Origin of the sequence: Methylobacterium organophilum, assembly GCF_022179465.1 — a bacterium.
GTDB lineage: Bacteria > Pseudomonadota > Alphaproteobacteria > Rhizobiales > Beijerinckiaceae > Methylobacterium > Methylobacterium organophilum.
The window spans coordinates 249,464-271,451 of the sequence record NZ_BPQV01000006.1 but is presented as its reverse complement, the minus strand read 5'-3'; the positions used below and the strand labels follow the sequence as shown (position 1 = coordinate 271,451).

13 protein-coding genes are annotated in these 21,988 nt (G+C 67.4%); 6 read left to right on the top strand and 7 right to left on the bottom strand.

Annotation, left to right across the window (positions count from 1 at the left end; translation table 11 throughout):
• The first annotated feature begins 2 nt into the window (after nucleotides 1–2).
• From MFF21_RS12415 to MFF21_RS12405, 3 genes are all read left to right on the top strand, one after another.
• Entirely contained in the window at nucleotides 3–2,261 is a 2,259-nt protein-coding gene (locus MFF21_RS12415) for a xanthine dehydrogenase family protein molybdopterin-binding subunit (RefSeq protein WP_238311427.1), read from the top strand.
• Nucleotides 2,262–2,771: 510 nt separating this feature from the next.
• Nucleotides 2,772–4,289 (top strand): FAD-dependent monooxygenase, encoded by a 1,518-nt coding sequence (locus MFF21_RS12410; protein WP_238311426.1) that lies wholly within the window; start codon nucleotides 2,772–2,774, stop codon nucleotides 4,287–4,289.
• Between the two features lie 115 nt (nucleotides 4,290–4,404).
• A complete protein-coding gene (locus MFF21_RS12405) occupies nucleotides 4,405–4,749 on the top strand; it encodes a hypothetical protein (protein WP_238311425.1) in 345 nt (114 codons plus the stop codon).
• Nucleotides 4,750–5,410: 661 nt separating this feature from the next.
• Here MFF21_RS12405 and proA read toward each other — a convergent pair.
• From proA to MFF21_RS12380, 5 genes are all read right to left on the bottom strand, one after another.
• Nucleotides 5,411–11,278, bottom strand: a complete 5,868-nt coding sequence (gene proA, locus MFF21_RS12400; protein ID WP_238311424.1) for an anti-phage protein ProA — start codon at nucleotides 11,276–11,278, stop codon at nucleotides 5,411–5,413.
• A gap of 410 nt (nucleotides 11,279–11,688) precedes the next feature.
• Nucleotides 11,689–12,708, bottom strand: a complete 1,020-nt coding sequence (gene moaA / locus MFF21_RS12395) for a GTP 3',8-cyclase MoaA (RefSeq protein ID WP_238311423.1) — start codon at nucleotides 12,706–12,708, stop codon at nucleotides 11,689–11,691.
• A 1-nt stretch (nucleotide 12,709) separates the two neighbouring features.
• Nucleotides 12,710–14,029, bottom strand: a complete 1,320-nt coding sequence (locus MFF21_RS12390; protein ID WP_238311422.1) for an FAD-dependent oxidoreductase — start codon at nucleotides 14,027–14,029, stop codon at nucleotides 12,710–12,712.
• Nucleotides 14,026–14,331 carry a ferredoxin family protein gene (locus tag MFF21_RS12385; RefSeq protein ID WP_238311421.1) on the bottom strand — a complete coding sequence of 102 codons (306 nt, stop codon included), beginning with the start codon at nucleotides 14,329–14,331 and terminating at the stop codon, nucleotides 14,026–14,028. The genes MFF21_RS12390 and MFF21_RS12385 overlap by 4 nt, the downstream gene beginning before the upstream one ends.
• A gap of 45 nt (nucleotides 14,332–14,376) precedes the next feature.
• Nucleotides 14,377–16,503 carry a molybdopterin-containing oxidoreductase family protein gene (locus MFF21_RS12380; protein ID WP_238311420.1) on the bottom strand — a complete coding sequence of 709 codons (2,127 nt, stop codon included), beginning with the start codon at nucleotides 16,501–16,503 and terminating at the stop codon, nucleotides 14,377–14,379.
• A gap of 202 nt (nucleotides 16,504–16,705) precedes the next feature.
• On the opposite strand from MFF21_RS12380, the gene MFF21_RS12375 reads away from it, so the two are divergent.
• A complete protein-coding gene (locus MFF21_RS12375) occupies nucleotides 16,706–17,590 on the top strand; it encodes an AraC family transcriptional regulator (RefSeq protein WP_238311419.1) in 885 nt (294 codons plus the stop codon).
• A 223-nt stretch (nucleotides 17,591–17,813) separates the two neighbouring features.
• Nucleotides 17,814–18,761 carry a transporter gene (locus tag MFF21_RS12370; protein ID WP_238311418.1) on the top strand — a complete coding sequence of 316 codons (948 nt, stop codon included), beginning with the start codon at nucleotides 17,814–17,816 and terminating at the stop codon, nucleotides 18,759–18,761.
• Between the two features lie 182 nt (nucleotides 18,762–18,943).
• Here the strand turns inward: MFF21_RS12370 and MFF21_RS12365 are convergent, their stop codons facing one another.
• Both MFF21_RS12365 and MFF21_RS12360 read right to left on the bottom strand, forming a co-directional pair.
• On the bottom strand, nucleotides 18,944–19,615 hold the full coding sequence (locus MFF21_RS12365) for a DUF6538 domain-containing protein (protein ID WP_238311417.1): 672 nt from the start codon (nucleotides 19,613–19,615) through the stop codon (nucleotides 18,944–18,946).
• 653 nt (nucleotides 19,616–20,268) lie between these two features.
• Nucleotides 20,269–20,652, bottom strand: coding sequence for a hypothetical protein (locus MFF21_RS12360; protein WP_238311416.1), 384 nt, complete (start codon nucleotides 20,650–20,652; stop codon nucleotides 20,269–20,271).
• A 351-nt stretch (nucleotides 20,653–21,003) separates the two neighbouring features.
• Here MFF21_RS12360 and MFF21_RS12355 point away from each other — a divergent pair, with 351 nt between their 5' ends.
• Nucleotides 21,004–21,939 (top strand): plasmid recombination protein, encoded by a 936-nt coding sequence (locus MFF21_RS12355; protein WP_238311415.1) that lies wholly within the window; start codon nucleotides 21,004–21,006, stop codon nucleotides 21,937–21,939.
• Nucleotides 21,940–21,988: the final 49 nt, after the last annotated feature.

The window sequence follows — 21,988 nt, the reverse complement described above, 5'->3', positions numbered from 1 at the left end:
GGATGAACGAGCTCACCCCCCTGCACCGTCTCGGCATCGCCACGGAGCGCGACCGCGCACCGGTGCGCAACCTCTCGCGGCGCGGCTTCCTCGGCGTCGCCTCGGGCGCCCTCCTGCTGGGCATCGATTTGCGGAACGGGGCCGCGGCGCAGACCCGGGCGGAAGGCCCGGCCGCGGTGGTGCCGAAGCCCGGCACGCGGGTCGCCGCCTTCCTGGAGATCCGCCCGGACAATTCGGTCCGCCTGCTCAGCCCGTTCGTCGAAGGCGGCCAGGGCATCGATACCGGCCTCGCCCAGACCATCGGCGAGGAACTCGATCTCGATCCCGCCCGCTTCGCCGTGGAATGCGCGCCGCCCGGGCCCGACTACGCGGTGGTCAACGGCCTGCGCATGACCGGCGGCAGCTTCTCGACGCGCTCCAGCTTCGAGGCCATGCGCCGCCTCGGCGCCACCGCCCGCGAGATGCTGCTGCGCGCCGCCGCCGCCCGGCTCGCCGTGCCGCAGGACAGCCTGACGACCGAGGACGGGCGCGTGATCCACGCCGCTTCGGGCCGCTCGCTGGGCTACGGCGAACTGGCCGAGGCCGCCCGGGCGCTGCCGCCGCGCGACGATGTCGCCCTGAAGGACCCGCAAAAGTTCCGCTGGATCGGCAAGCCGGTGGCGCGGCTCGACAGGCACGACAAGTCCACGGGCCGGGCCGTCTACGGCATCGACATCCGCCTGGAGGGCATGCTCCACGCGGCCGTGCAGCATGCGCCGCATCTCGGCACCGAGCCGCGATCCTTCGTCAACGAGGCGGACATCCGCGCGATGCCGGGCGTCCACTCGGTCCACCGCCTGCCCGGTGCCGTGGCGGTCGTGGCAGAGTCCTGGTGGCGGGCGCGCAAGGCCGCGGAGGCCCTGCAGGTCATCTGGACCGAACCCGCCGCGGATGGGATCGCCACGGTCTCGAAAAACTTCTCGTCGGCGGCGATGCTGGCCGCGCTGAAAGGCACCCGCGAATCCGGCATTCCGGCCGAGCAGGAGGGTGACCCCGCCGCGGCCTTCGCGGGCGCCGCCAAGGTGATCGAGGCGGAATATGATGCGCCCTACCTCGCCCACGCCCAGCTCGAACCGCCCTCGGCGGTGGCCCGGTTCACGGAAGACGGCACCCTCGATCTCTGGCTGCCTAACCAGATGCCGGAGCTGTTCCAGCAGATCGCGGCGAAGACGGCCGGTCTCGCGCCGGAGCAGGTGCGCATCCACTCGCCGATGCTCGGCGGCTTCTTCGGGCGCCACTTCTACTACGGGCCGGCCAACCCTTTCCCGCAGGCGATCCTGCTCGCCAAGGCGACCGGCCGCCCGGTGCGGGTGTTGTGGTCGCGCGAGGAGGAGTTCGGCATGGATGCGGTGCGTCCCCTGAGCTTTGCCCGCTTCAAGGCCGCCCTCGGGGCGGACGGCATGCCGGTGGCGCTTCAGACCACCGCGATCGGCGAGGGGCCGATCGGCCGCTGGTTCGGCGCGCTGTTCAAGTCGCCGGTCGATTCCTCCGTCGTCGAGGGCCTCGACAAGAAGCCCTACGCCATCCCGAACCGGCGCCTCGACTACGTGAAGGTGGCCCACCCGGTCACGATCGCCTTCTGGCGCTCGGTCGGCCACTCGATGAACGACTATTTCTACGAGAGTTTTTTAGACGAGATCGCCGCGGCCGGGAACAATGACCCGTTCGAGCTGCGCCTCGCGCTCGTGAAGGACAGTCCGCGCCACGTCACCCTGCTGCGGAGAGTGGCGGAACTGGCCGGCGGCTGGAAGCGCGGCCCGTTCGCGGCGGAGGATGGCACGCGCCGGGCGCGGGGCCTCTCGATGGCCTCGCCCTTCGGCTCGGAGACCGCCACCATCGCGGAGGTCTCTCTGAAGGCCGGCGAGGCGCGGGTGCACGACCTCTGGATCGCCATCGATCCGGGCAGCGTCGTCAATCCGGCGATCGTCAAGCGGCAGGTGGAGAGCGCCGCGGCGCTGGGCCTCTCCTCCACGCTCCTCGAACAGGTGGTCTACGAGGCGGGGCAGCGGCAGGCGCGGAACTTCGACGCCTATCCGATCCTCGACCGCGCGCGGATGCCGCGGGTGCAGGTGGCCATCGTCGAGAGCGGGGCGCCGATGGGCGGCATCGGCGAGCCGGGCCTGCCCGGCGTTCCGCCTGCTGTGGTCAACGCGGTCGCGGCGCTCACCGGGCAGCGCGTGCGCAGCCTGCCGCTCGCCAAGACGCGCCTCTCCGATGTTTGAGGCGCTCTCCGTCCCGTCGCCCGTCGATGGCAGCGCGTCGACACATTGGATGCCCCAAGCCCACGCCCCCGTCATGGGCGGGCATCCGTGCTCCGGCCGGCCTGCGCGGCATCGATACCCGCGGGGGGCTCGGGCGCGATGCGTCGGCCGCTCACCGGTGAGGGCGAGAGGTGGGGCAGGGATCGGGCGACGAGGGCGTCCAGGCTATGCAGGATCAATCACCGTACGCTGATGTATAAGTTCTGCGAGGTCTCTGTATCGGGATGCCGCACGCCATCGCAGCGTGGCCGTTGCGGGTCGTGGGCCGTTGCGCTAAGCTGACGGTGTCGGAAAAGGCAGACTTGGTTTGGTAAGCCCAAGTCCTTTCGGTAACGAAAGCTCTGGTCTTTGGCCCTGTGCCAGAGGTCCCCGCGACGAACTCAAGGACGCCCTTGCGCGTCCGGCCGTTCGTCCGCGCGGGTCTCGGGTTCGGGGAACGCTCCGGTCGAACAGCGACCCAGGAGCTCGACCATGCCCATATCCACCACGCTCTACGACACGATCATCGCGGGTGCCGGTCCCGTCGGCCTGTTCCTCGCCTGCGAGTTGTCGCGGGCCGGCGGCTCCGTGCTGGTTCTCGAACAGGCGCCCGACCCGTCCTCCCCGCTGAAGCGTGTACCGTTCGGGCTGCGCGGCCTGTCCGTCCCGACCCTCGAGAGCCTCGACCGACGCGGCCTGTTGGGCGAGATCGAGGCCCACGCGGCCACCCGCGCCATGCCGGGGACGGCGCATTGGATGACGCAACCCCGCCGTCCGGGCGGCCACTTCGCCGGCATCCAGTTCTTCTACGACCGGATCGACACCGGGCGCTGGCCGTATCGCCTGCCCGGACCGGTCGGCAGCGGCGCCACGGAGGTGGCGACCCTCGAAGCCGTCCTGGCCGCGCGGGCGGAGGCGTCGGGCGTCACGGTCCTGCGGGGCGTCGGTGTCGAGGGCTTCACCCAGACGGACGCGTCCGTCACCGTCCAGGCGGACGGCGAGACTTACCGGGGCCGGTGGCTCGTTGGCTGCGACGGTGCCCGCAGCGTGGTGCGCAAAGCGGCGGGCATCGGTTTCACCGGCACCGAGCCCGAGTTCACGGGCTACTCCGTCCAGGCCGAGTTGGCCGGCGCGGACGGCCTCAAGGCCGGCCGCCACTACACCGCGCAGGGCATGGTCCAGTTCACGCCCCCCGGCACGGTCGCGCTGGCCGATTTCGATGGCGGCGCCTTCCACCGCTCCGCACCGATCACCCGCGAGCATGTCGAGGCTGTCCTGCGCAGGATCTCGGGTGTCGACGTCACGGTGACCAGACTCGACCTCGCCACCACCTGGACCGACCGCGCCCATCAGGCGGCCGCGTATCGCGACGGGCGCGTGCTGCTGGCCGGCGACGCCGCGCACATCCATTCACCGCTGGGCGGGCAGGGCCTCAACCTCGGCCTCGGCGACGCGATGAATCTGGGCTGGAAGCTCGCCGCCACGATCCGGGGCGACGCGCCGGCCGGCCTGCTCGACAGCTACGCGGGCGAACGGCATCCGGTCGGCGCGCGCGTGCTTGACTGGTCCCGCGCCCAGGTCGCGCTCATGCGGCCGAGCCGAAGTTCGCGCGCCCTCGAAGCCATTCTCCGCGACCTCATCGAGACGCCGGACGGCGCAACCTACTTCGCCGAGCGCGTCTGGGGCGTCACGCTACGTTACGATCTCGGCGACAGCCACCCGCTGGTCGGATGCAGCGTTCCCGATTTCATGCTGGGCGACGGGCAGAGGGTCGGCACCCTCATGCGCGACGGCAAGGGCTTGCTCCTCGACTTCGACCGGAACCCGCTGCTCCAGGCTCTCGCTCAGCGGCGCCCCGCGCGGATGAGCTACGTTGCGGCGGATGCGCGGGACCGGCTGGGCCTCCAAGCCGTGCTGGTGCGGCCCGACGGGATCGTGGCCTGGGCCAGTGACACCGTTCCCGACGAGGCGACCATCGGCCGAGCCGTGACGCGATGGTTCGGCGAATGAAGGCCGGGCACTGAACGGCCTCGCCTGCTCTTCGCTGCGAAGAATTGATACGGCGGCGTCACATTCCCGTACCAGTCGGTAGCCAGCCTCGCCTTCGGTCTCGAACGAGGTTGCTATGGCCAATGCTTGCGCCTTGCTGTCCCCCGAGGAGCGCAAGGCTGCCGAGATACTAGATCACGCACAGCGAGCGATGATGGAGAAGGTACACGCTGCCGTGGCCGAAGCGGTCGAGCAAATGCGCGACCAGGTTCTCGCCGCCCGCCTCAACTTCGCGCCCGCTCCCAAAGGATATTTCGATGCCGTAGTCCATCAGCGGATGTACCTCACGATCTGCGGCGCCACGGTAGGCACCTTCGAAGGTGGGAATGCCAAGAAGGCGATCGGGCTCATTCGAAACCAGCAGTTGATCGCGAACCGTTACTGGGGTGCCGACATCGCGGTGACGCCGAAGGCGCAGTGACACGCTCGCCGGCTGCCCCAGCCGGTGCCACCACCATCATCGGCGGATTTCCATGAGCGCGGCCTAAATCATAGAGCGCATCGACGGCCTCGCTCAGCTCAGTGCGTATCCGTGGAGCGGGTGCGGCGTTTGCCTGACGGGCACGCGGCCACATCGCGTCGACTTCGCGCTTCTCGCGCTCTTCAGCCCCGCGCTTGGCCTGCTCAGCGACCTGATCGAAGGGCTTCGGAACCGGCTGGGCGACCTGGAAGCCAGGACTCGGCTGTTTGCGCGAGAGCGGAAGGTTCGGCGGCTTCCGAGGCGCGACGTGCGAGGTCAGGCCCGATGCGCTTCTGGATAGCTCGAACGAGATCCTGCAGTACGGGCCTTGGAAAAAAGCTTCGCCGTAGCCAGGATAGTAGACTCGATCATGAGCCGCGATCACCGCGTCGGCACACCGGCGCATGGGCGAAGCGAGAGCAGCTCGGAACTGGCCTGGCCTCGTAGCGCCTTCGATACCCGGTTCGTTCAGTGCCTCACGTGAGATGCAGTCGGTCGCCTCTCGGACCGAAGGCGGACGAGCCGCCTCCGGCGCGGATCGTCTTGGATACCTTGTGCGACCGCGGCCTTGATGGTGCTCAGCAGAATCAGAACCGTGACGATCCCGACGCGCATCTCTGCCTCACGACGCGGCTGACTGGCGGGCGAGTTCGCTCGCCTTCTCGAACCGAGCTCGCGCGGAAGCTTCGATGCGTGAAAGCCCGAGACGCTGGCCGATCAATCTCGCGCGCTCCGCCTCCGAGGCATTGGATGGCAGGGTGCTCGCGATCCCGACGAGTTCCGGCATGGGCGTATCGGTATGACTGCGGACGGTGGGATCCGCCGGGCGGTAGGGATAGCTTGTTCGGGGCTCCTCGCCACACGGCCAGAGCACGGTGCGTCCGTCATCCTCGGTTCGCGCGACGGATGCATCGATCTGGGTGGCGATGGCCTCACGGACGAGCGGACCAACCCGCTGAATGTCGTGAGCGCGGGCGATGCGCCGTATGAGCAGCTCCTCGTAGATCGGCCCTTCCACGGAGAGGACGTGGCCGACCATGGCGCTGAGCGCCGGTCGGTAGGACGCATCATAGAACCGGCCCGGTTCGACCGGTCGGCCGAGATCGTTCAGGTCCGCGAGCCTGTAGTCCCGCATGTCATCCTTGGCTTCCAGCCTTGCAGTTGGCGGCTCGACCGGCAGGGCCCGATCGGCGTAGAGGCGCTGCGGAATGGCTTCGATGACAGGACCCGCGTCGTTCGCGGGCTCGCTCGGCATCTCGTCGATGGATGAAGCGACCTCAGGCTCCCCTGTCGGTTCGTCGCGGTCCTGTTCGAGAGCCTCGGGTTCGACAGCCACGTCGATTGGCGCTACCGACGCAGCCCTGGCGCGATCGGCTTCGAGATCCTCGATCAAGCGCTGATCGAGCTTGGCGAGCGCGCCTTCGGCGTCCATCCACCACTCGGTGCTCCACACCCGGCGGATACGCCAGCCGAGATCGGTCAGCACATGCTCGCGCAGGCGGTCGCGATCCCGGGCCGTAGCGGAGCTGTGGTAGGTCGCGCCATCGCACTCGACACCGGCGAGGTAGCGCCCGGGAGCATCGGGATGGACGATACCGAGGTCGATCCGGAAGCCGGAGACGCCGATCTGCGTATGGACGGTCCAGCCTTTCGCCTGGAGACCGGCCATCACCGCAGCTTCGAAGGGTGATTCCACGTCGCCGCCGGTCGGCGCGAAGGCTTCGGCCAGCGCCCGCGCCCCGCGGTCGGCAAACTCGAGGAAGTGCTTGAAGTCGCGGACGCCTTGCGCCTGGGTGCGGCCGAGATCGATCTGCTCGGGACGGAGCGACGCGAACACGACGAGTTCGCGCCGGGCGCGGGTGATCGCGACGTTCAGGCGGCGGTGGCCGCCGTCCTTGTTGAGCGAGGACACCGTGCTGATCGGACGCCCGCTTGGGTCCGGCCCGACCGCGACGGAGAAGATGATGGCGTCGCGCTCGTCGCCCTGCACGTTCTCGAGATTCTTCACGAACACCGGCTCGTGCCAGCGGTCCTTGTCGAAGAACGGCTCCAGTTCGGGATACGACCGTCGCTGCTCGTCGAGGAGGTTCTCGATCAGGCGCTGCTGCTCGCCATTGAAGGTGACCACGCCGAGCGAGCGCCGCTCCTCCGCGAAGCTCGGGTCGCGCAGGCGACGCACGATCTCGGCGACGACGGCGCGGGCTTCGGGGCGGTTCACGCGGCCCGCTCCCCGCTCGTAGACCCCATCCGGCACGAGGGTGAGCCGGACGGCCCGGTCGTCGGTCACCGGTGACGGGAAGGTCACGAGCCGGCCACGGTAGTAGCGGCTGTTCGAGAAGGCGATCAGGCTCTCGTGGCGGCTGCGGTAGTGCCAGTCGAGGTTCCGCCGGGGGATGTTGGCGGCCAAGCACTCGTCGAGGATCGACTCCTGATCCGTGACGTCGCTCCCGTCCTCGATGTCGTCGACGCCGCGGTCACCGACATTGGTCGGCGGCAGCTGCTCGGGATCGCCGACGATGACGACCTGCTTCGCCCGGGCGAGCGCGCCGATGGCGTCCCACGGCGAGATCTGGGAGGCCTCGTCGAAGATGACGACGTCGAACGGCTCCTTGTCGGGCGGCAGGTACTGCGCGATCGAGAGCGGGCTCATCATCACGCAGGGGGTGAGCTTGGTCAGCGCCGTCGGCATCTTCCCGAACAGCTTGCGCAGCGGCATGTGCTGCGTCCTCTTTGTCAGTTCGTGCGAGAGCGTGCCCCATTCTGGGTCGCTCCCGAAGGCAGTCGGCCCAGGGATGCCGCCGCCGAGGCGCGAGCGGACGACCTGTTTGGAGAGTTCCGTGACGCGGGCATCGGCGGCGCGGAAGCGCTGGATGGCATCCTCGTGCCGCTCCGGCAGGAAGCGCCGCAGCACCGGATCGTGGCTGACGACACGGTCGATCCACCAGCGCGCATAGGCGGTCTCGAAGGCGGTCTCGGCACGGTCGGGGGCAACGCGGCCCTCTTCCAGGGCGTCGATCAGCGGCGTGAGACCGGTCTGGCGTGCGTTCTGGGCGGCGGACTGCCATGCGCACCACCCCTGGGCGCGTCCCAGTCCCGAGCCCCAGCGCCGGGCGAGCGCGAGGCTCTGCTCGATCCAGTCGGCGTCGGCGGCCAGCGGCTCTTCCGGATTGGTGCGACCGGCCAGGAGGCTGAGCGCCTTCATCGCCTCGTTCGCCCTCGCACGGTTCTGCGCGAAGGCGGCGTAGCTCTGCGCGATGCGACCACCCTCCGCAAGCGCACGGCCCTGTCGCTCGACGAGCTGCACGAGGTGGTCGCGCAGGGCATCGATCCCGAGGGACAGGGGCCCGAGGATGTCGAGCAGCTGTTCGACTTTCTCGGCCCAGGTGATCGCCGGGGCGAACTCCGACGCCGCGCAGTCCGGATTGCTCCACGGCAGCCCGAGCCGGGCGAGGATCAGCTCCTCCAGGCATCCGGCTTTGACGTGCTTGGCGACTTCGATCAGCCCCGTGAGATCCGGCCCGAGATCGGCTGGAAGCGGCCCTTCCGCGTAGGGCTGCACCTGTGCCGCGACGCGTCTCAGCTTGCCGCCCTTGACCAGGAAGTTCGAACCCTGCGCGGCGACCCATTCAGCCAGCAGCGCCCCCAGGTTCTGATCGAGGATGCCCGGTCCGTAGCGGCCGGTAAGCCGGCCGAGCAGTTGGGCCTTCGTAGTCTGGAAACGCTCCCGCGCGGAAACGGCCCTGCGCAGGTCGCCAGCACCGTCGGCGAGGAAGGCGACTCCGCAGCGCGCTTCCGACCGCACGAGGTAGTTGCCGAGCACCACCAGCCCGCGCGTGCCAGCGCAGGTCGCGAGCAGGGAGGGTAGCCCGATCGCCTCGGCGAAGGTCTGACCGCTGACCCGAAGCGCGCCGAGCGTCTGCTCGACGGTCCGGATCGCCGCGCCCATATCGTCGCGCCAGACCGGCGACCACTGGGTGGCCTCCACCCCCTGAAGCGGGTGATCCACCAGCGATCCGACCGAGGCCAGCACGGGGCGAAGCTCCCGGCAAGCCGCGCGCAGGGTGGCGAGCGTCGTCTCGTCGTGGGCGAGGTGATCCGGCCATGTGAGGACGAGCGGAGGCTCGCCGCTGCCGGCCGCGATGACGCGCCCGAAGGCCTCGTAGGCGGAGAGCCCGTTCTCGCGCCGCCGATGCAGGGCCTTCACGAGGCCGTTCAGTTCCTCGCGCAGGCTCGCGAGCTCGCTCGTCGCCGCATCCCAGGTGCCCTGCGATGGGGTCGAGCGCTCGTGCCAGGCCCGACGCAGCTGCCCGAGAACGGCCGATTTCTGCGCCTTGGTCGAATGGACCTCCAGGCAGTAGTCGCCGAGGCCGATCTCCTGAAGGCGGCGCTGCACGACCTCCAGGGCGGCGGTCTTCTGCGAGACGAACAGCACGGTGCGCCCCTGCGCGAGGCACTGGGCGATCATGTTGCCGATCGTCTGGCTCTTGCCCGTGCCGGGCGGCCCGAACAGCACGAAATCCTTGCCGCCGGCGGCGGCGAGGACCGCCGAGAGTTGCGAGGAATCCGCCGAGAGCGGCGCGAAGACGGTCTCGGGCGGGTGCTCCCGGTCGAGACGGGCTGGCTCGGGGAACGGCGTGCCGTCGCCATAGGAGTGCTTCGGCGTGTCGATGAGATGGCGAACCACCGGGTTGCGCTTCAGCACCTCTGCCCGGTCGACCAAGTCCTTCCACATCAGATACTTGGTGAAGGAGAAGGCCGAGAGCACGACGTCCGGCACCACCTCCCAGCCGCGCAGTTCCTTCACGTGCTGGCGGACGATCCGGAAGATGCCGTCGACGTCGTACCCGGAGCCGTCGCGAGGGAGATCCCCTTCCAACTCCGGCATCCGGAGCTTGAAGTCCTCACGCAGCATTTCGAGCAGGGTCGGATTGATCCGCACCTCGTCGTCGTGGAGGGCGAGCTTGAAGCCGGCCCGCACGCTCGACCGCTTGAGAGTGACCGGGACGAGGAGCAGCGGGGCGCGATAGGCGGCCTCGCCCTCCTTCTTGGTCCATGACAGGAAGCCGATGGCGAGAAACAGGATGTTGGCTCCGCCCTCTTCGAAGCCGTTGCGGGCGAGCCGGTAGAGGTCGAGCAGGCGACGGTCGAGGTCGGCCTCGGTCGACGTCGTGTAGATCTCCTTCCGGGCGAGCGCCGCCTCCAGATAGCTGCGACGGCCATCGTCGTGGTGACGACGCGCGTAGAGATCGGCGCTGCGCTCGTCGGATCCGGTCAGCACGTCCGAGAGCGGCTTCAGACGAAACTCGGTCCCCGCAGCGAGGCCGTCTTCCAACGCTCCGGGCGACACGCATTCGAGGCTGACGGAGCCCTTGCCCAGCTTGAAGTTCAGCAGCTTGTTGCGGAGCGTCAGATCGAGCAGCTTGCGCTTCCAGCGCTCCACGCGTCCGACCGGGGTCTCGGGGGCTTCGTCGACCGGCGCGCGTGGCTCATCCTCGAAAGGCGGTAGTGCTCCGATCGGCTGATTGATCGGCTGGGTGGGAGCGGGTGCGACACTGGTCGGCTTCCCGTCACCGAGATCCATCGGCCGGATCCCCCGCCGACGGCAGCGCCTGACGTCGATGGCAATCTCGAGCGCCGCCGGTGCTTCGTCCTCGACCTGGACGCTGCCCTGCGCGACGGCAACCTTGAACGTCGCCGGCGGGTCGGAGGTGAGAAGCGTCGTCTCGACGAAGACGAGATCCTGGAGGTCGCGTCGCTTGCGGAGCAGCTGCATGTCGTCGACGGTCGCGTTCGCGAAGTCGTCGTCCTGCAGCCAGACGCCGACGAAGGCATGGCCGGCCGTGAGCACCAGCACGGGGTTCAGCCCCGCCTGCTCGAGGCAGGCGGCGTAGAGCAGCGAGAGATCGAGGCAGGTGCCGACCTTGGGCTCCAGCACGTCGCTCGGTCCGCGCACCTTCTGCCCGGCCCGCTCGAAGCTCGCGGGCGGCAGGACGTAGGCGATCCGCCGGTCCGCAATCGCTGCCCAGATCGCCTCGGCCAACTCCCAGGCACGAGACTTCTTGGCGGTCGTGTAGCCGTTCAAGCCCGTCTCGCGCCCGGCTTCGCCGAGCTTGGTCGCAGCATCGCGCAGAACGACGTCGACGGCCGGATCGTTGGGGCGGACGAAGGCCGCGAGGAGTTCGGGCGCGCTCCGGCCGCCACCCCAATGCGAGGGCGGCAGCAGGCGCAGTTCCTCGACCTGCCGGGCTGTTTCGCCGCCGGCATCCTCGACGACCACCGTCAATTCCAAACGGCTCGCCTCGGTAAATCCGGAGAGCAGGGCGGCATCGAGCCGGACATCCGGCAACGCGATGTGATGGTTCGATCCCGCCGGGATGCGATCGATCCGGAGCGTGAGCGGCTGCACGACGGCCGGCCGGCTTTCGATCCGCACGCGGACATCCGAAAGCTCAACCTCGGAGGTGTTCTCGATCACCACTTCGCGGATCACCGGAACCGCATTCTCGTGGTACGCGAGACTGACATGCTCCGTGACCGAGCACGTGATTTGGATACCGTCCGACACGGCTTCCCCCTTGTCCTGAGCTGGACTGTATGGGGACAGCCTCAAGTAGCGCAAGGTCGGCGATTCGTCGGCAGCCCAATTCAAATCGGCACACCGAGATTTTCGTGGCGTAGATGCTGCTTCGCGTCGGATTGAGTTGCGGAACGGCCACCACCAAACATTTCCGACTTCACCGCCGATCAAAGATTTTCGAAGCAACCAGCTCCATGCGGTGATTTACCAGCATTGAATGATAGTAGATCTGCGGGAACGCGAGCGCAGGACAAAAGCTCTGAGGCCGCATAGGCAGAGCCTATGTTGCAGCCCTGCGTCATACTCAAGGTGGCGAGGGCCAATCAGCCGCCCGTCTCCGACATTCGGCGGGGAATCACTGGCGATGCGCCGCGTTGCAGGACGAAGCTGTGTCCGATTGGCTTCCGGCCCATCGCTTCATCGATGACGCGGACGATCTCGTCGTCCGAACCGGAATCCCGCAGAATGGCCTTGAGATCCGTCGCATCCTCATGGCCCAGACAGGTGTGCAATGTCCCTGCCGCCGTCACGCGGACGCGGTTGCAATCGGCGCAGAAGTTGTGCGTGTGCGGCGTGATGAAGCCGATCAGACCGCCCGTCTCAAGGATGCGGGCGTAGCGGGCCGGCCCGCCGCTGCGCATCGGAACATCGACCAACGTCCAGCGTGCTTCGATCCTCTGTCGCAGGAGATCCAGAGGCAGGTACTGGTCGAGGCGGTCGGCTCCGACGTCGCCGAGCGGCATCGTCTCGATCAGGCTGAGGGCCATGCCTCTTGTGTGAGCGAAGGCGATGAGGTCGTCGATCTCTTCTTCCGTCCCGTCCTTCAGCGCGACGGCGTTGAGCTTGACCGCGAGACCCGCCTCGCGGGCCGCCTCGATCCCTGACAGGACCTGTGTCAGGCTCCCACCGCGGGTCAGTTGCCGGAAGCGATCCGGATCGAGCGTATCGAGCGAGACATTGATCCGACGCACGCCCAGGCGAGCCAGATCGTCGGCGAAGCGGGAGAGCTGCGTCCCATTCGTCGTGAGCGTGAGTTCGCGCAGCGATCCGTCTCTCAGAGATCCCGACAGCGACCTGAACAGGTCGAGGATGCCTTGGCGAACCAGCGGCTCGCCGCCGGTGATGCGCACCTTGTCGATGCCTCGGGCAATGAACAGATGGGCAAGCCGCGCCAGCTCCTCCAGGGTCAGGATGTCCCGCCGGGAGCGGAACGTCATGTCCTCCGACATGCAGTAGACGCAGCGAAGGTCGCATCGATCGGTCACGGAGAGGCGCAGATAGCTCACGCGCCGGCCGAAACGGTCGATGAGGCCGCAGCCTCCGGAGCCTGGGGACGGCATCATGTCAGGCCGCCTCGCCCGCGATGGCGAGCATCTCGCTGAGCGTGACGAATTTTTCCCGCGGCTTCCCGGCGGCTTGTCCCCGGCTCCGCTCGGCCGCATCGATCCGGCGCCAGGCCGCGTAATCGATGGTCGGGCCCTTGCGCGCAGCAAACCGCCTCAACACGGCCTCTGCATCCTGGGACGGCGTCGGCAAGGCCGCGAGATCAGCGAGCACGGCGTCCGCCGTCTCGACGCCGCAGGCCCGGTTCGTCCCGATCGTGCCCCGAGGGCCGCGCTTGCTCCAGCCGCAGGCATAGAGCCCCGGCACGGCTCCCCCATCGGCCTGCAGGCGACCGCCGACATTCGCGTGGGTTCCTGTACCGGCATCGTAGGGAACGCCCGGAACCGGCGCCGTCCGCCGCCCGATGCTGGAGACGATGAGCCCGCAATCGAGCACGACCGGCTCCTCCGAGCCGGTCCGGCGCAGATGCATGCGCTCGACTCGGCCTTGCCCCATGATGGACACCGGCTCCAAACCGAAGCGGATCACGCATCGCCGACGCTTGGCCGATCCGATGCCGGCTTCGGCATAGCGGCGCAGGATCGCCGCGTTGGCCTGCACCTCCGCGGATGCGTCGGGGGGAAGGTCCGGCACACTGTGAGGGAAGTCGCCGGGATCGAGCCGGGTCTCGCAATCGGCCAACTCACCGAACTCCGCGAGCTCCTTGGTCGAGAACCGGGCGCGATCGATTCCGCCGCGTCCGACGATCTGAACCTCCCGGATCCGGCTCTCGGCCAGGGCGTCGAGGGCGTGGGCGGCGATGTCGGTGTGCCGCAATTCGTCGGGGGTCTTGACCAGGATGCGGGCGACGTCGAGCGCCACGTTGCCGTGGCCGATCACCAAAGCCCGCTCACCGGAGAGATCGAAGGAGAGACCGGCCGCGTCGGGATGCCCGTTGTACCAGCCGATGAAGGCGCTCGCCCCATGGCTTCCGGCCAGATCCTCGCCGGGAATGTTCATGCGTCGGTCCAGCGCGGCACCGTTCGCCAGGATCACCGCGTGGTAGGAGGCCGAGAGGTCGGCGACGCTCACGTCGGAGCCGACCTCGACCCCGCCGACGAAGCGGAAGCCCGGCATGGCAGCGATCCGGTCGAACACCGTGACCACCTGTTTCAGCTTCGGGTGGTCCGGCGCGACGCCGAAGCGCACCAGTCCGAACGGCGCGGGCAGGCGCTCGAACAGATCGACCGCCAGCGGCACGCCCGATCGCAGGAGCGCTTCGGCCACGTAAAAGCCCGCCGGGCCGCTGCCGACGACGGCGATGCGATAAGGCGCGCTCATGAGGCCAACCGCTTCGCCTGCTCATCGGCTCCGGGCAGCGGGGGGAGCTTCGCCGCGATCACCGGCGTCTCGGCGGCCCGCGACTTGTTGATCGCGATCCACTCCGCCTTGCCCGCCGGCATCTGCCAGGACGGATGGATCGCGCCGACCGGACAGATCGGGGCGCAGCCGCCGCAATCGATACAGTTCTCGGGATCGATGTAGGTCATGCTTTCATCGAGGTGAAAGCACTCGACGGGGCAGACCGTGACGCACTCGGTATAGCGGCAACCTCGGCAGGAATCCGTGACCACATAGGCCATGTCGGCATCACCTCGATGGGCAAGAGAGAGGGAGGAAGGAGGCTGTCAGGCGACGGCCACCTCCACCAGCATGTCCGAGAAGGTCGGGGCGCGGCCGAGATCGGCGAAGGCGGGCGGCGTCACGGCATGGACGGTCGGCCCACGCTGGTTGGAGCGCTGCCAATAGCCTGCGGGCGCCACGACGACGCCGGGCATCACCTCGGGCGAGAGCGTCGCGAAAGCTTCGAAGGCCCCGCGCTCGTTGAACACCCGGATCGGCGTCCCCGCCGCGATCCCGCGGCGCTCCGCATCCTCCGGGTGGAGAAGGACCGCCTGCTGCTCTCCGGCCTGTGCGACCTGCGACGGCAGGTTGCCGTAGTTCGAGTTGAGGAAGGCGTGGCTCTTGGGCGAGATCAGGCTGAGCGGGAAGCGCTCGGCCAGCGCGGGTGCGGTGCGGGGGCTCTCGTTCGGGGCCACGTAGTGCGGCAGCGGATCCACCGGCTCGCCGGCTTGGTCCCCGCCATAGCCCTGGCGAAACAGCGGAGCGACGAAGTTGCCGCCGGCGGCCAAGCTCGACTTGAACTCGCACTTGCCGGAGCCGGTCGGGAAGTTGCCGTCGCGATGCGGCGCCCAAGCGTCCGCCGCATCCATCGTCAGGCGCATGTATCCCTTCTGCCTCAGCTCATCGAGGGTGATCCCGGCGAGCGCGGGGTTCGACCAGTCCATCGACGCCTCGATCATCTCATCGTCCGTGCGGAAGAAGAACGGATCGTCGATGTCCATCGCCTTGGCGAGGCGGCGGAACAGTTCGGTGTTCGGGACGGCCTCGCCGAGCGGGGCGATGGCCGGGTTGTTGTACGACAGGTAGAGGTGACCCCAGGAGAACATGATGTCCTTCTGTTCGAGCTGGGTCGTGGCCGGCAGCACGATGTCGGCGTAGCGCGCGGTATCCGTCAGGAAGTGCTCGCTCACCACCGTGAACAGGTCCTCGCGGGCGAGACCCTTCGCGATCGCCTCCTGCTGCGAGACCATCGCCATCGGGTTCGCGTTGTAGACGAACAGGGAGCGGATCGGCGGATCGAGGGGCATGTCGCCGGTGAGAGCGGGGCCAAGCTTCCACGAATTGATCACCCGCATGGACGGGGGCTGAAGATCCGGCCGCATCAGGCCGGGCCAGTTCACCGGGAAGGCCCAGATCGGCAGTTGCAGGAGGCCGCCGCCGACATGCCGCCATGCGCCGATCAACGCGGGCAGGCAGGCGATCGCCCGTACCGTCTGGCCGCCGCCCGCATGACGCTCGACCGCCACGCCGATCCGCACCACGGCGGGGGGCGTCGTGGCGTATTCACGGGCGAGCTTCAGGATGTCCTCGACCGGGATGCCGGTCTCGGCCGAGGCGAAGTCCGGGGCGTATTGCTCGACCCGCTCGGCCAGTTCGTCGAAGCCGATCGTGTGACGGTCGATGTAGTCTCGGTCGATCAGCCCTTCCTTGATGATGATGTGCATCATCGCGAGCGCCAGCGCTCCGTCGGTGCCGGGGCGGATCGGGATGTGCCAGTCGGCCAGCTTCGCCGTCCGGGTGCGGACGGGGTCGATCACCACGAGCTTGGCGCCGTTGCGCTTGGCCTGCTCGATGAACGGCCAGTGGTGCGAGTTCGTGCTGAGCGTGTTGCAGGCCCAGAGCACGATGTACTTCGAATGGACGAAACTCTCGGGATCGACGCCGGGCGTGTGCCCGATCGTCATCATGTAGGCGGTGCAGGAGGCCGAGTCGCAGAAGGTGCGTTCGCAGACGGTGGCGCCGAGCTTGTTGAACAGCGGGTCGCCGACGTTGAGGCCATTGATGATGCCCTGCGTGCCGAGATAGCTGTAGGGCAGGATCGCCTGCGCCCCGCTCTCGGCGATGATCGCCTTCCAGCGCTCCGCCACCGTCTCCATGGCCTCGTCCCAGGAGATCCGGGCGAACTGTCCGCTGCCTTTCGGTCCGACGCGCTTGAGCGGGTAGAGGATCCTTTGGTCGCTGTAGACCCGGTTCTGGTAGTCGTTCACCTTCACGCAAAGGCGCCCCTTGGTGAAGGGATGATCCGGGTTGCCCCGCACCGCGATCGCCTTGCCATCCTCGACTGTCGTCAGGATCGAGCAGGTATCGGGACAGTCGTGGGGGCACGCCCCGATGACGACTTCACGAGCCATATCCATTCTCCCGCTGACCGGTTCTTGAGCACGCCTCAAAGGTGCCAATGATTCGGGCAGCGGGCTTTATCGGAATCTGCGGCTTCGTATTCCCTGATTGCGATCCTTTCATCGGGCTTCCGGCCAGCATCCCTCGCGCACCGTGGCGCGAGATGTGCTTTGCCGTTGGAATCATTCGAAATGGGGGTGAGAGGACGGGTCCATGCTCGGGCATTCCGTTGACAAGTACGTAACGGGCCGGCTGCTCGACACGTCGAATGGTTTGGGCTGGACGCAGCTTCATGCCGAGCGCTGGAGCCACATGCCCGGAGAGCTCCCCGCGCTCACGCCCAAGGATACCGAGATCGCGATTCTCCTGCAGGGGCGGTCTTTCGTGGACCGGATCGGAAGCGGCCAGCGCCAGCAAACACATGGCCATCGCGGCACGGTCTGGGTCTGCCCGGCAGGGATTGAAGAGGAATACATCAACATCTCCGACCCGATGCTCGATTGCCTGCACATTTTCTTGCCGGCGCATCCGTTCGAGGAAACGATGCTCCGTGATCTCAATGTCGATCCTTCCAAGGTCGAGTTGCGTTACGACGTCATCCCGCAGGATCCTTTTATCGATTACGTCGCCAGCCGGATCCTTCAGGAAATGGAGTGCGAGAGCGCGGCAGGAAGGCTCCTGATCGAATCGCTCGGCATCGCGCTCTCCGCCCACCTCGTCCATCGCTATTCGACAGCGAAGGTCCGGCAGAGGGAGACCGCCGACAAGCCGCTCGACAGGCGGCGGCTGGAACGGGTGGAGGCCTTCATCGCGAACCACCTCTTCGACGACCTCACGGTCGCGGAGCTGGCGGCCGTGGCCTGCATGAGCGTTGCCCATTTCACGCGCAGCTTCCGCGCGGCGACGGGGCGAACGCCCTACGACTACGTCAGCGGATGCCGGCTGGATCTGGCCAAGCGCCGTCTTCTCAATGAGGATACGCAAATCGCCGAGATCGCTGCCGCGACCGGATTTTCGTCGCAGGCGAACTTTACGCGCGCCTTCCGCAAAGCGCTCGGGGTGACCCCGGCTCAGCTGCGGGCTTCCGCCCAGAACTAGAGCGCTCTGCGCCGAAGTGGACACCGGTTCGGCGTAAGAGAGCGCGTCACGACAAAGGCTTGGAGCCGCTCCCGATGGCAACGCGATCGGAAGCGGCTCCAGCGTCGAAACGGCGTGTTTTCCGCCGCGAGGCCGCACGACCTCTTTGCGTCGATCCGGCTCGTCGGAAGGGCGTTACAGCAGGAATCGAACACCGAATGATGGTCTTGGATAATGACCATCGATGGAAAATCCGGAAGCTCTGCCTCTCATAAAACTCCAAAAACGGGGCGAGGGGCTGATGATCACGATCAGGTTTGGATTAGGCTTGGCAACAATTGCGGCCGGAATTTCCATGAATTTCGGCGCCGCTGCACTGGAGATCAATCCCGGAGATTATGAGCAGTTCCCGTCCGGCGCAACGATCGGCCTGCTTTATTACCAGTTTGGCCAGGGCAATGAGGCCTATAGCCGGGGAGCCAAGACGACATCGGACGCGAAGCTGGACACGAATGTCGGGCTGATCCGCCTTCTGCACGTCTACGAAATCGCCCCCAACGTGACAATCGATCCGCAGTTTCTCCTCCCGGTCGGCGCGATTTCCACGGGCGGCGTGCTGGCCCCCCTCGGTTCGCCGGGCGGCGTCGGCGATGTGATCCTGACGGCACCGATCAAGGTCAAGCTCGATACCGCGTTCAAGGACGTTTTCGCGATCAGCCCGTTCCTGATCGCGCCGACAGGCAGCTACGACGAGAACAGGCCGCTCAATTTCGGCTCCAACCGCTGGCAGGGCGTGCTCCAGGCTGCCTATGTCAAGCATTTCGATCCGGTCTGGTCCTTCGATACGATCGCGGACGTCAGTTTCTACTCCGACAACAATCGATACAATCTGAATGGGATCGGAAAGCTTTCGCAGGCTCCACAATACGAATTGCAGGGTTACCTTCGCTACAAGATCACTCCCGCCCTTGAGGTCGCTGGCGGCTTCGGCGGACGGCTCGGCGGCAATCAGACCTTCCAGCAGGTGTCGCTGCGGAATTCGCAAGGCACCAGCTATGGGCGTCTCGCGATCGCCTACTTCCCGGAGCCGACCTTCCAAGTTCAGGCCATGATCGGCCGTGATCTGACGGTCGAGAACGGCACGAAGCAGGCGACCTTCGTGCAAGTGCGGCTTGCCAAGATCTTCCCTTAATTCGAGATTTCCCCTCAGATTAGACAATTAACAGGTTAGTCGCTGGCAGTAGTTCGTGAGGAACTTGAGGCTCTGGCCGAGTCGGGGGGCGATCTGATCCGCTCCCACTGAAGTGGTCCGCCCTGAAGCGGGCCATCCCGACCTCCTCAGATCGGGAACAAGCTTAGCAGATCGAGGCGTTTTCACACAGCCTCGGTCAGCACCGGTGTCGGTCGCGTCGCCCCGCTTTGCCGATCCCTGATAATGGTCATCACCTCGAGTTCGGCTTCGACGAACGCCAGATAGAGGCGTCGATCCGCAGGTGACCCGAACGCGATGTTCAATTCGGCATCGAGGACGGTCATCATCGCATCGATATCGAAGTGGGTGGCGGCACAGTCGCCGCGCGCGTTGGCGTCACGCAACTCGGCCTCCCTTGCAGCGATCTCCTGCCCGAGAGCGGCGAATGCCTCGCGACTCAGGGGTTCAGCGCCGCGTCGCCGAGCTTCATCCGCAGCGAGCTTGCGATGGCGGAAAGTCGTGACCAAGCCCTGAATGACCGTATCGTCAAGTTCAGAGATCTTCGGTTTGGCGCTGAGTGTAATGTGGCGCTTGGCAACGCGAATCAGGGCGTCGGCTTCGCCGTCCAGCCTGCGAGCCCGGCTTCGGGCCTCGTCCTCATCGCGGGTTGCGAGGCTGACCCAGAACGCCCGGCCCGCTCGTCTCCCTTTCAGCGAGACAGGGGCGCTCTCGTCGAAGATCCCAGGCCCTGCCGTTCCGAGCACGGCCGGCATGCCGGCGTGCAGCGCTTCCGGGATGGTACGACGGGAATAGAAGATGCCCCGACGCTGGACCAAACCCACCATCTGCCTCATGGCTTCGTAGCACTCCTTACGTAGCAGGAGCGCGCTCAGAAGCCTACGGAATCAGAAAGATACCGTTATCGCAGGGACTTGAGGGCGACTTGGCGGAGAGGGGGGGGATAATCCGCCAGATTATGTGAACCTAGAGCGCCGAGCCATGAACGGATCCACTCCGAGCCCGCGCTGGCTTCATCGACGTGTACATTGCACCCGTTAGGACGCGATGCAAGGGAATGTGTGCCAGCTCAGGTTTGCCACCACCTTTGTTGCCGGGGGCGGCTGCTCGCTCCGTTCGGTACAAGCCACGCATTACAGCCTCCGATCGTTCAGAATGCGCAAAACGCGCGAAATGCCGGTAAAGCAAAGGCCCTATTTCACCGTGCTTGACCAAGGTTCCGATCCGCTCGCCATCCTCCGATGGTAGCCCACTCCTAAGGACATCCTAGTCGGTCTCTAGGATGTCCCTGCCAGGTTGCCCCACCCGGACAGCAAGTGTGCCTGGCACGCCCCCTCGACACCGCTACACGGAAGCCACGAGACGGAGGCCACGAGCCCCTCTCCTCATCGACCGCAGGACCGTTCCTCTCGGGGATCGCCGCAACCACCGCCTGCTCAGTCGCGCCGAGGATGTGACAGGCGATCTTCCACCGCCCGCCGCAAGCATCCTACACGGGATTAGGCCACGTGCGGCTTCCTCCCGCGGGAGAGACGGAGTTGCTTGAGCCTCCGCCGCAGCCCTCTCCGCAGCCGCTCCCTCGCGCGCGTGACGATCGAACGGATGCGGAAGGCGAGCCGGCCCCGGATCCCGCCCGGGCTGCGGCAGCGGGGGTGACGGCATAAAGGCCCTGGGCGAGACGGTCGGCCTGCAGGCGCCGGTCGATCCCGGCGATCAGGGCCTCCGGGCCGAGCCTCGGCGGGGCCAGCGCGACGGCGGCCAGCAGGGCGTGGCCAGTCCGCGCCGCAATCTGCCGGCGCAGGAGGTCGGGCGCCCAGGTCGCGGCGACGTGGACCCGCGCTTGGCCGTTGAGGATGGTGACGACGATCTTCATCGCCGCCTCCAGCATCGTACGGAGGCGGGGCGGTCGGCACGCCCGGCTGCGGAAGCAGGGATCGGGTTGACGCGGAGCACGCGTCAGCGAATGGTCCTGGGAACCATGGTGCACACCTCTCCAACAGGTGGTTGCTGTGGCAAGGCCCCGCCTGTGTTACCAGCACAGGTGACGGCCGCCTCATCGCGGGGCGGACATCGTGGGCCTGCACGGCCGTGTCTGCCGCGAATCGACAGGCTGCGCCATTCGGGCCGTCGGCGCACCGCGAGCCTAACCCCACCGTAAACGGAAAGCCGGGCGGCGCCTGGTTCCTTGCGGGGTGCTGGCGATAATCCGGGGTGGAGGTGCCCCGTGTCGACCCAATTCCTACATATCAGCCTGTACGGCCCCGCGCCCCGCAAGGGGCAGCCCCCCTGGTCCAGCATCGCCGGCATCGTGAGCGAGGGCGCCCGCGCACCCGGCGCGGCCCGCCACGTCGCCTATCCGGCCGAGCCGACCGTCCTGCACGGGCGCTCGCCGATCGAAGCCGGCCGGATCGCCCTGGAGCGGGCCGAACAGGCCCGCGACGCCAAGGGCCGCCGCCTGCGCCGCGACGGTGCGGTGCTCGTGGCGGCCGTCCTGTCTTATCCAGTCCCCCGCACCCTCGTGGAAGACCGCGAGGCCCCGGATGCCCAAGACCTTTACAACGCCTGGCGTTCGGAGGCCGCGCAGTGGTGCCGCAACCGGTTCGGGGACACTCTCGTCTCGCTGGTCGAGCATCACGACGAAGAATACCTACACCTGCATGCCTACGCCGTCCCGGCCCTCGGCCCGGGCAACCGCCTGACGCTGGAGGCGATCCATCCCGGGCGAGCCGCGCTGAAGCAGGCCGAGGCCGATGGGCGGGACAAGGCCGGCCAGCGGGCAGCGTACCTGGAGGCGATGAAGCGCCTGCAGGACGAGTTCCATGCCGCGCTCAGCATGCGCTACGGCCATGCCAGGGTCGGACCGCGTCGGCGTCGGCTGGAGCGCACCGAGCATCTCCTTGTGAAGCAAGCCCGGATGCGCGAGGCGGAGCGGGAGCGGGCCTATGCGGAGGAGGAAGCGCAACTGAGGACCGCAATCCAGGCCGAGATGCTGGAGCGGTTCGCGTCAGTGCTGATGGAGACGCGCAGGCGGGCGGATGCCCTTGCGCAGGGCCGCGAGGCCGACCGGGAGCGCATCGCCGCGCTGAGTGCCGAGTGCACGCGTCTCCAGAAGGCGCTGGCAGGCCTCGCCCCGGAGGACGGACCGAGCTTCGGACGCTGAAGACGGCGGAGCCGGCGGGGGACGCTGCCCCCTCCTTACACCGGCGCGT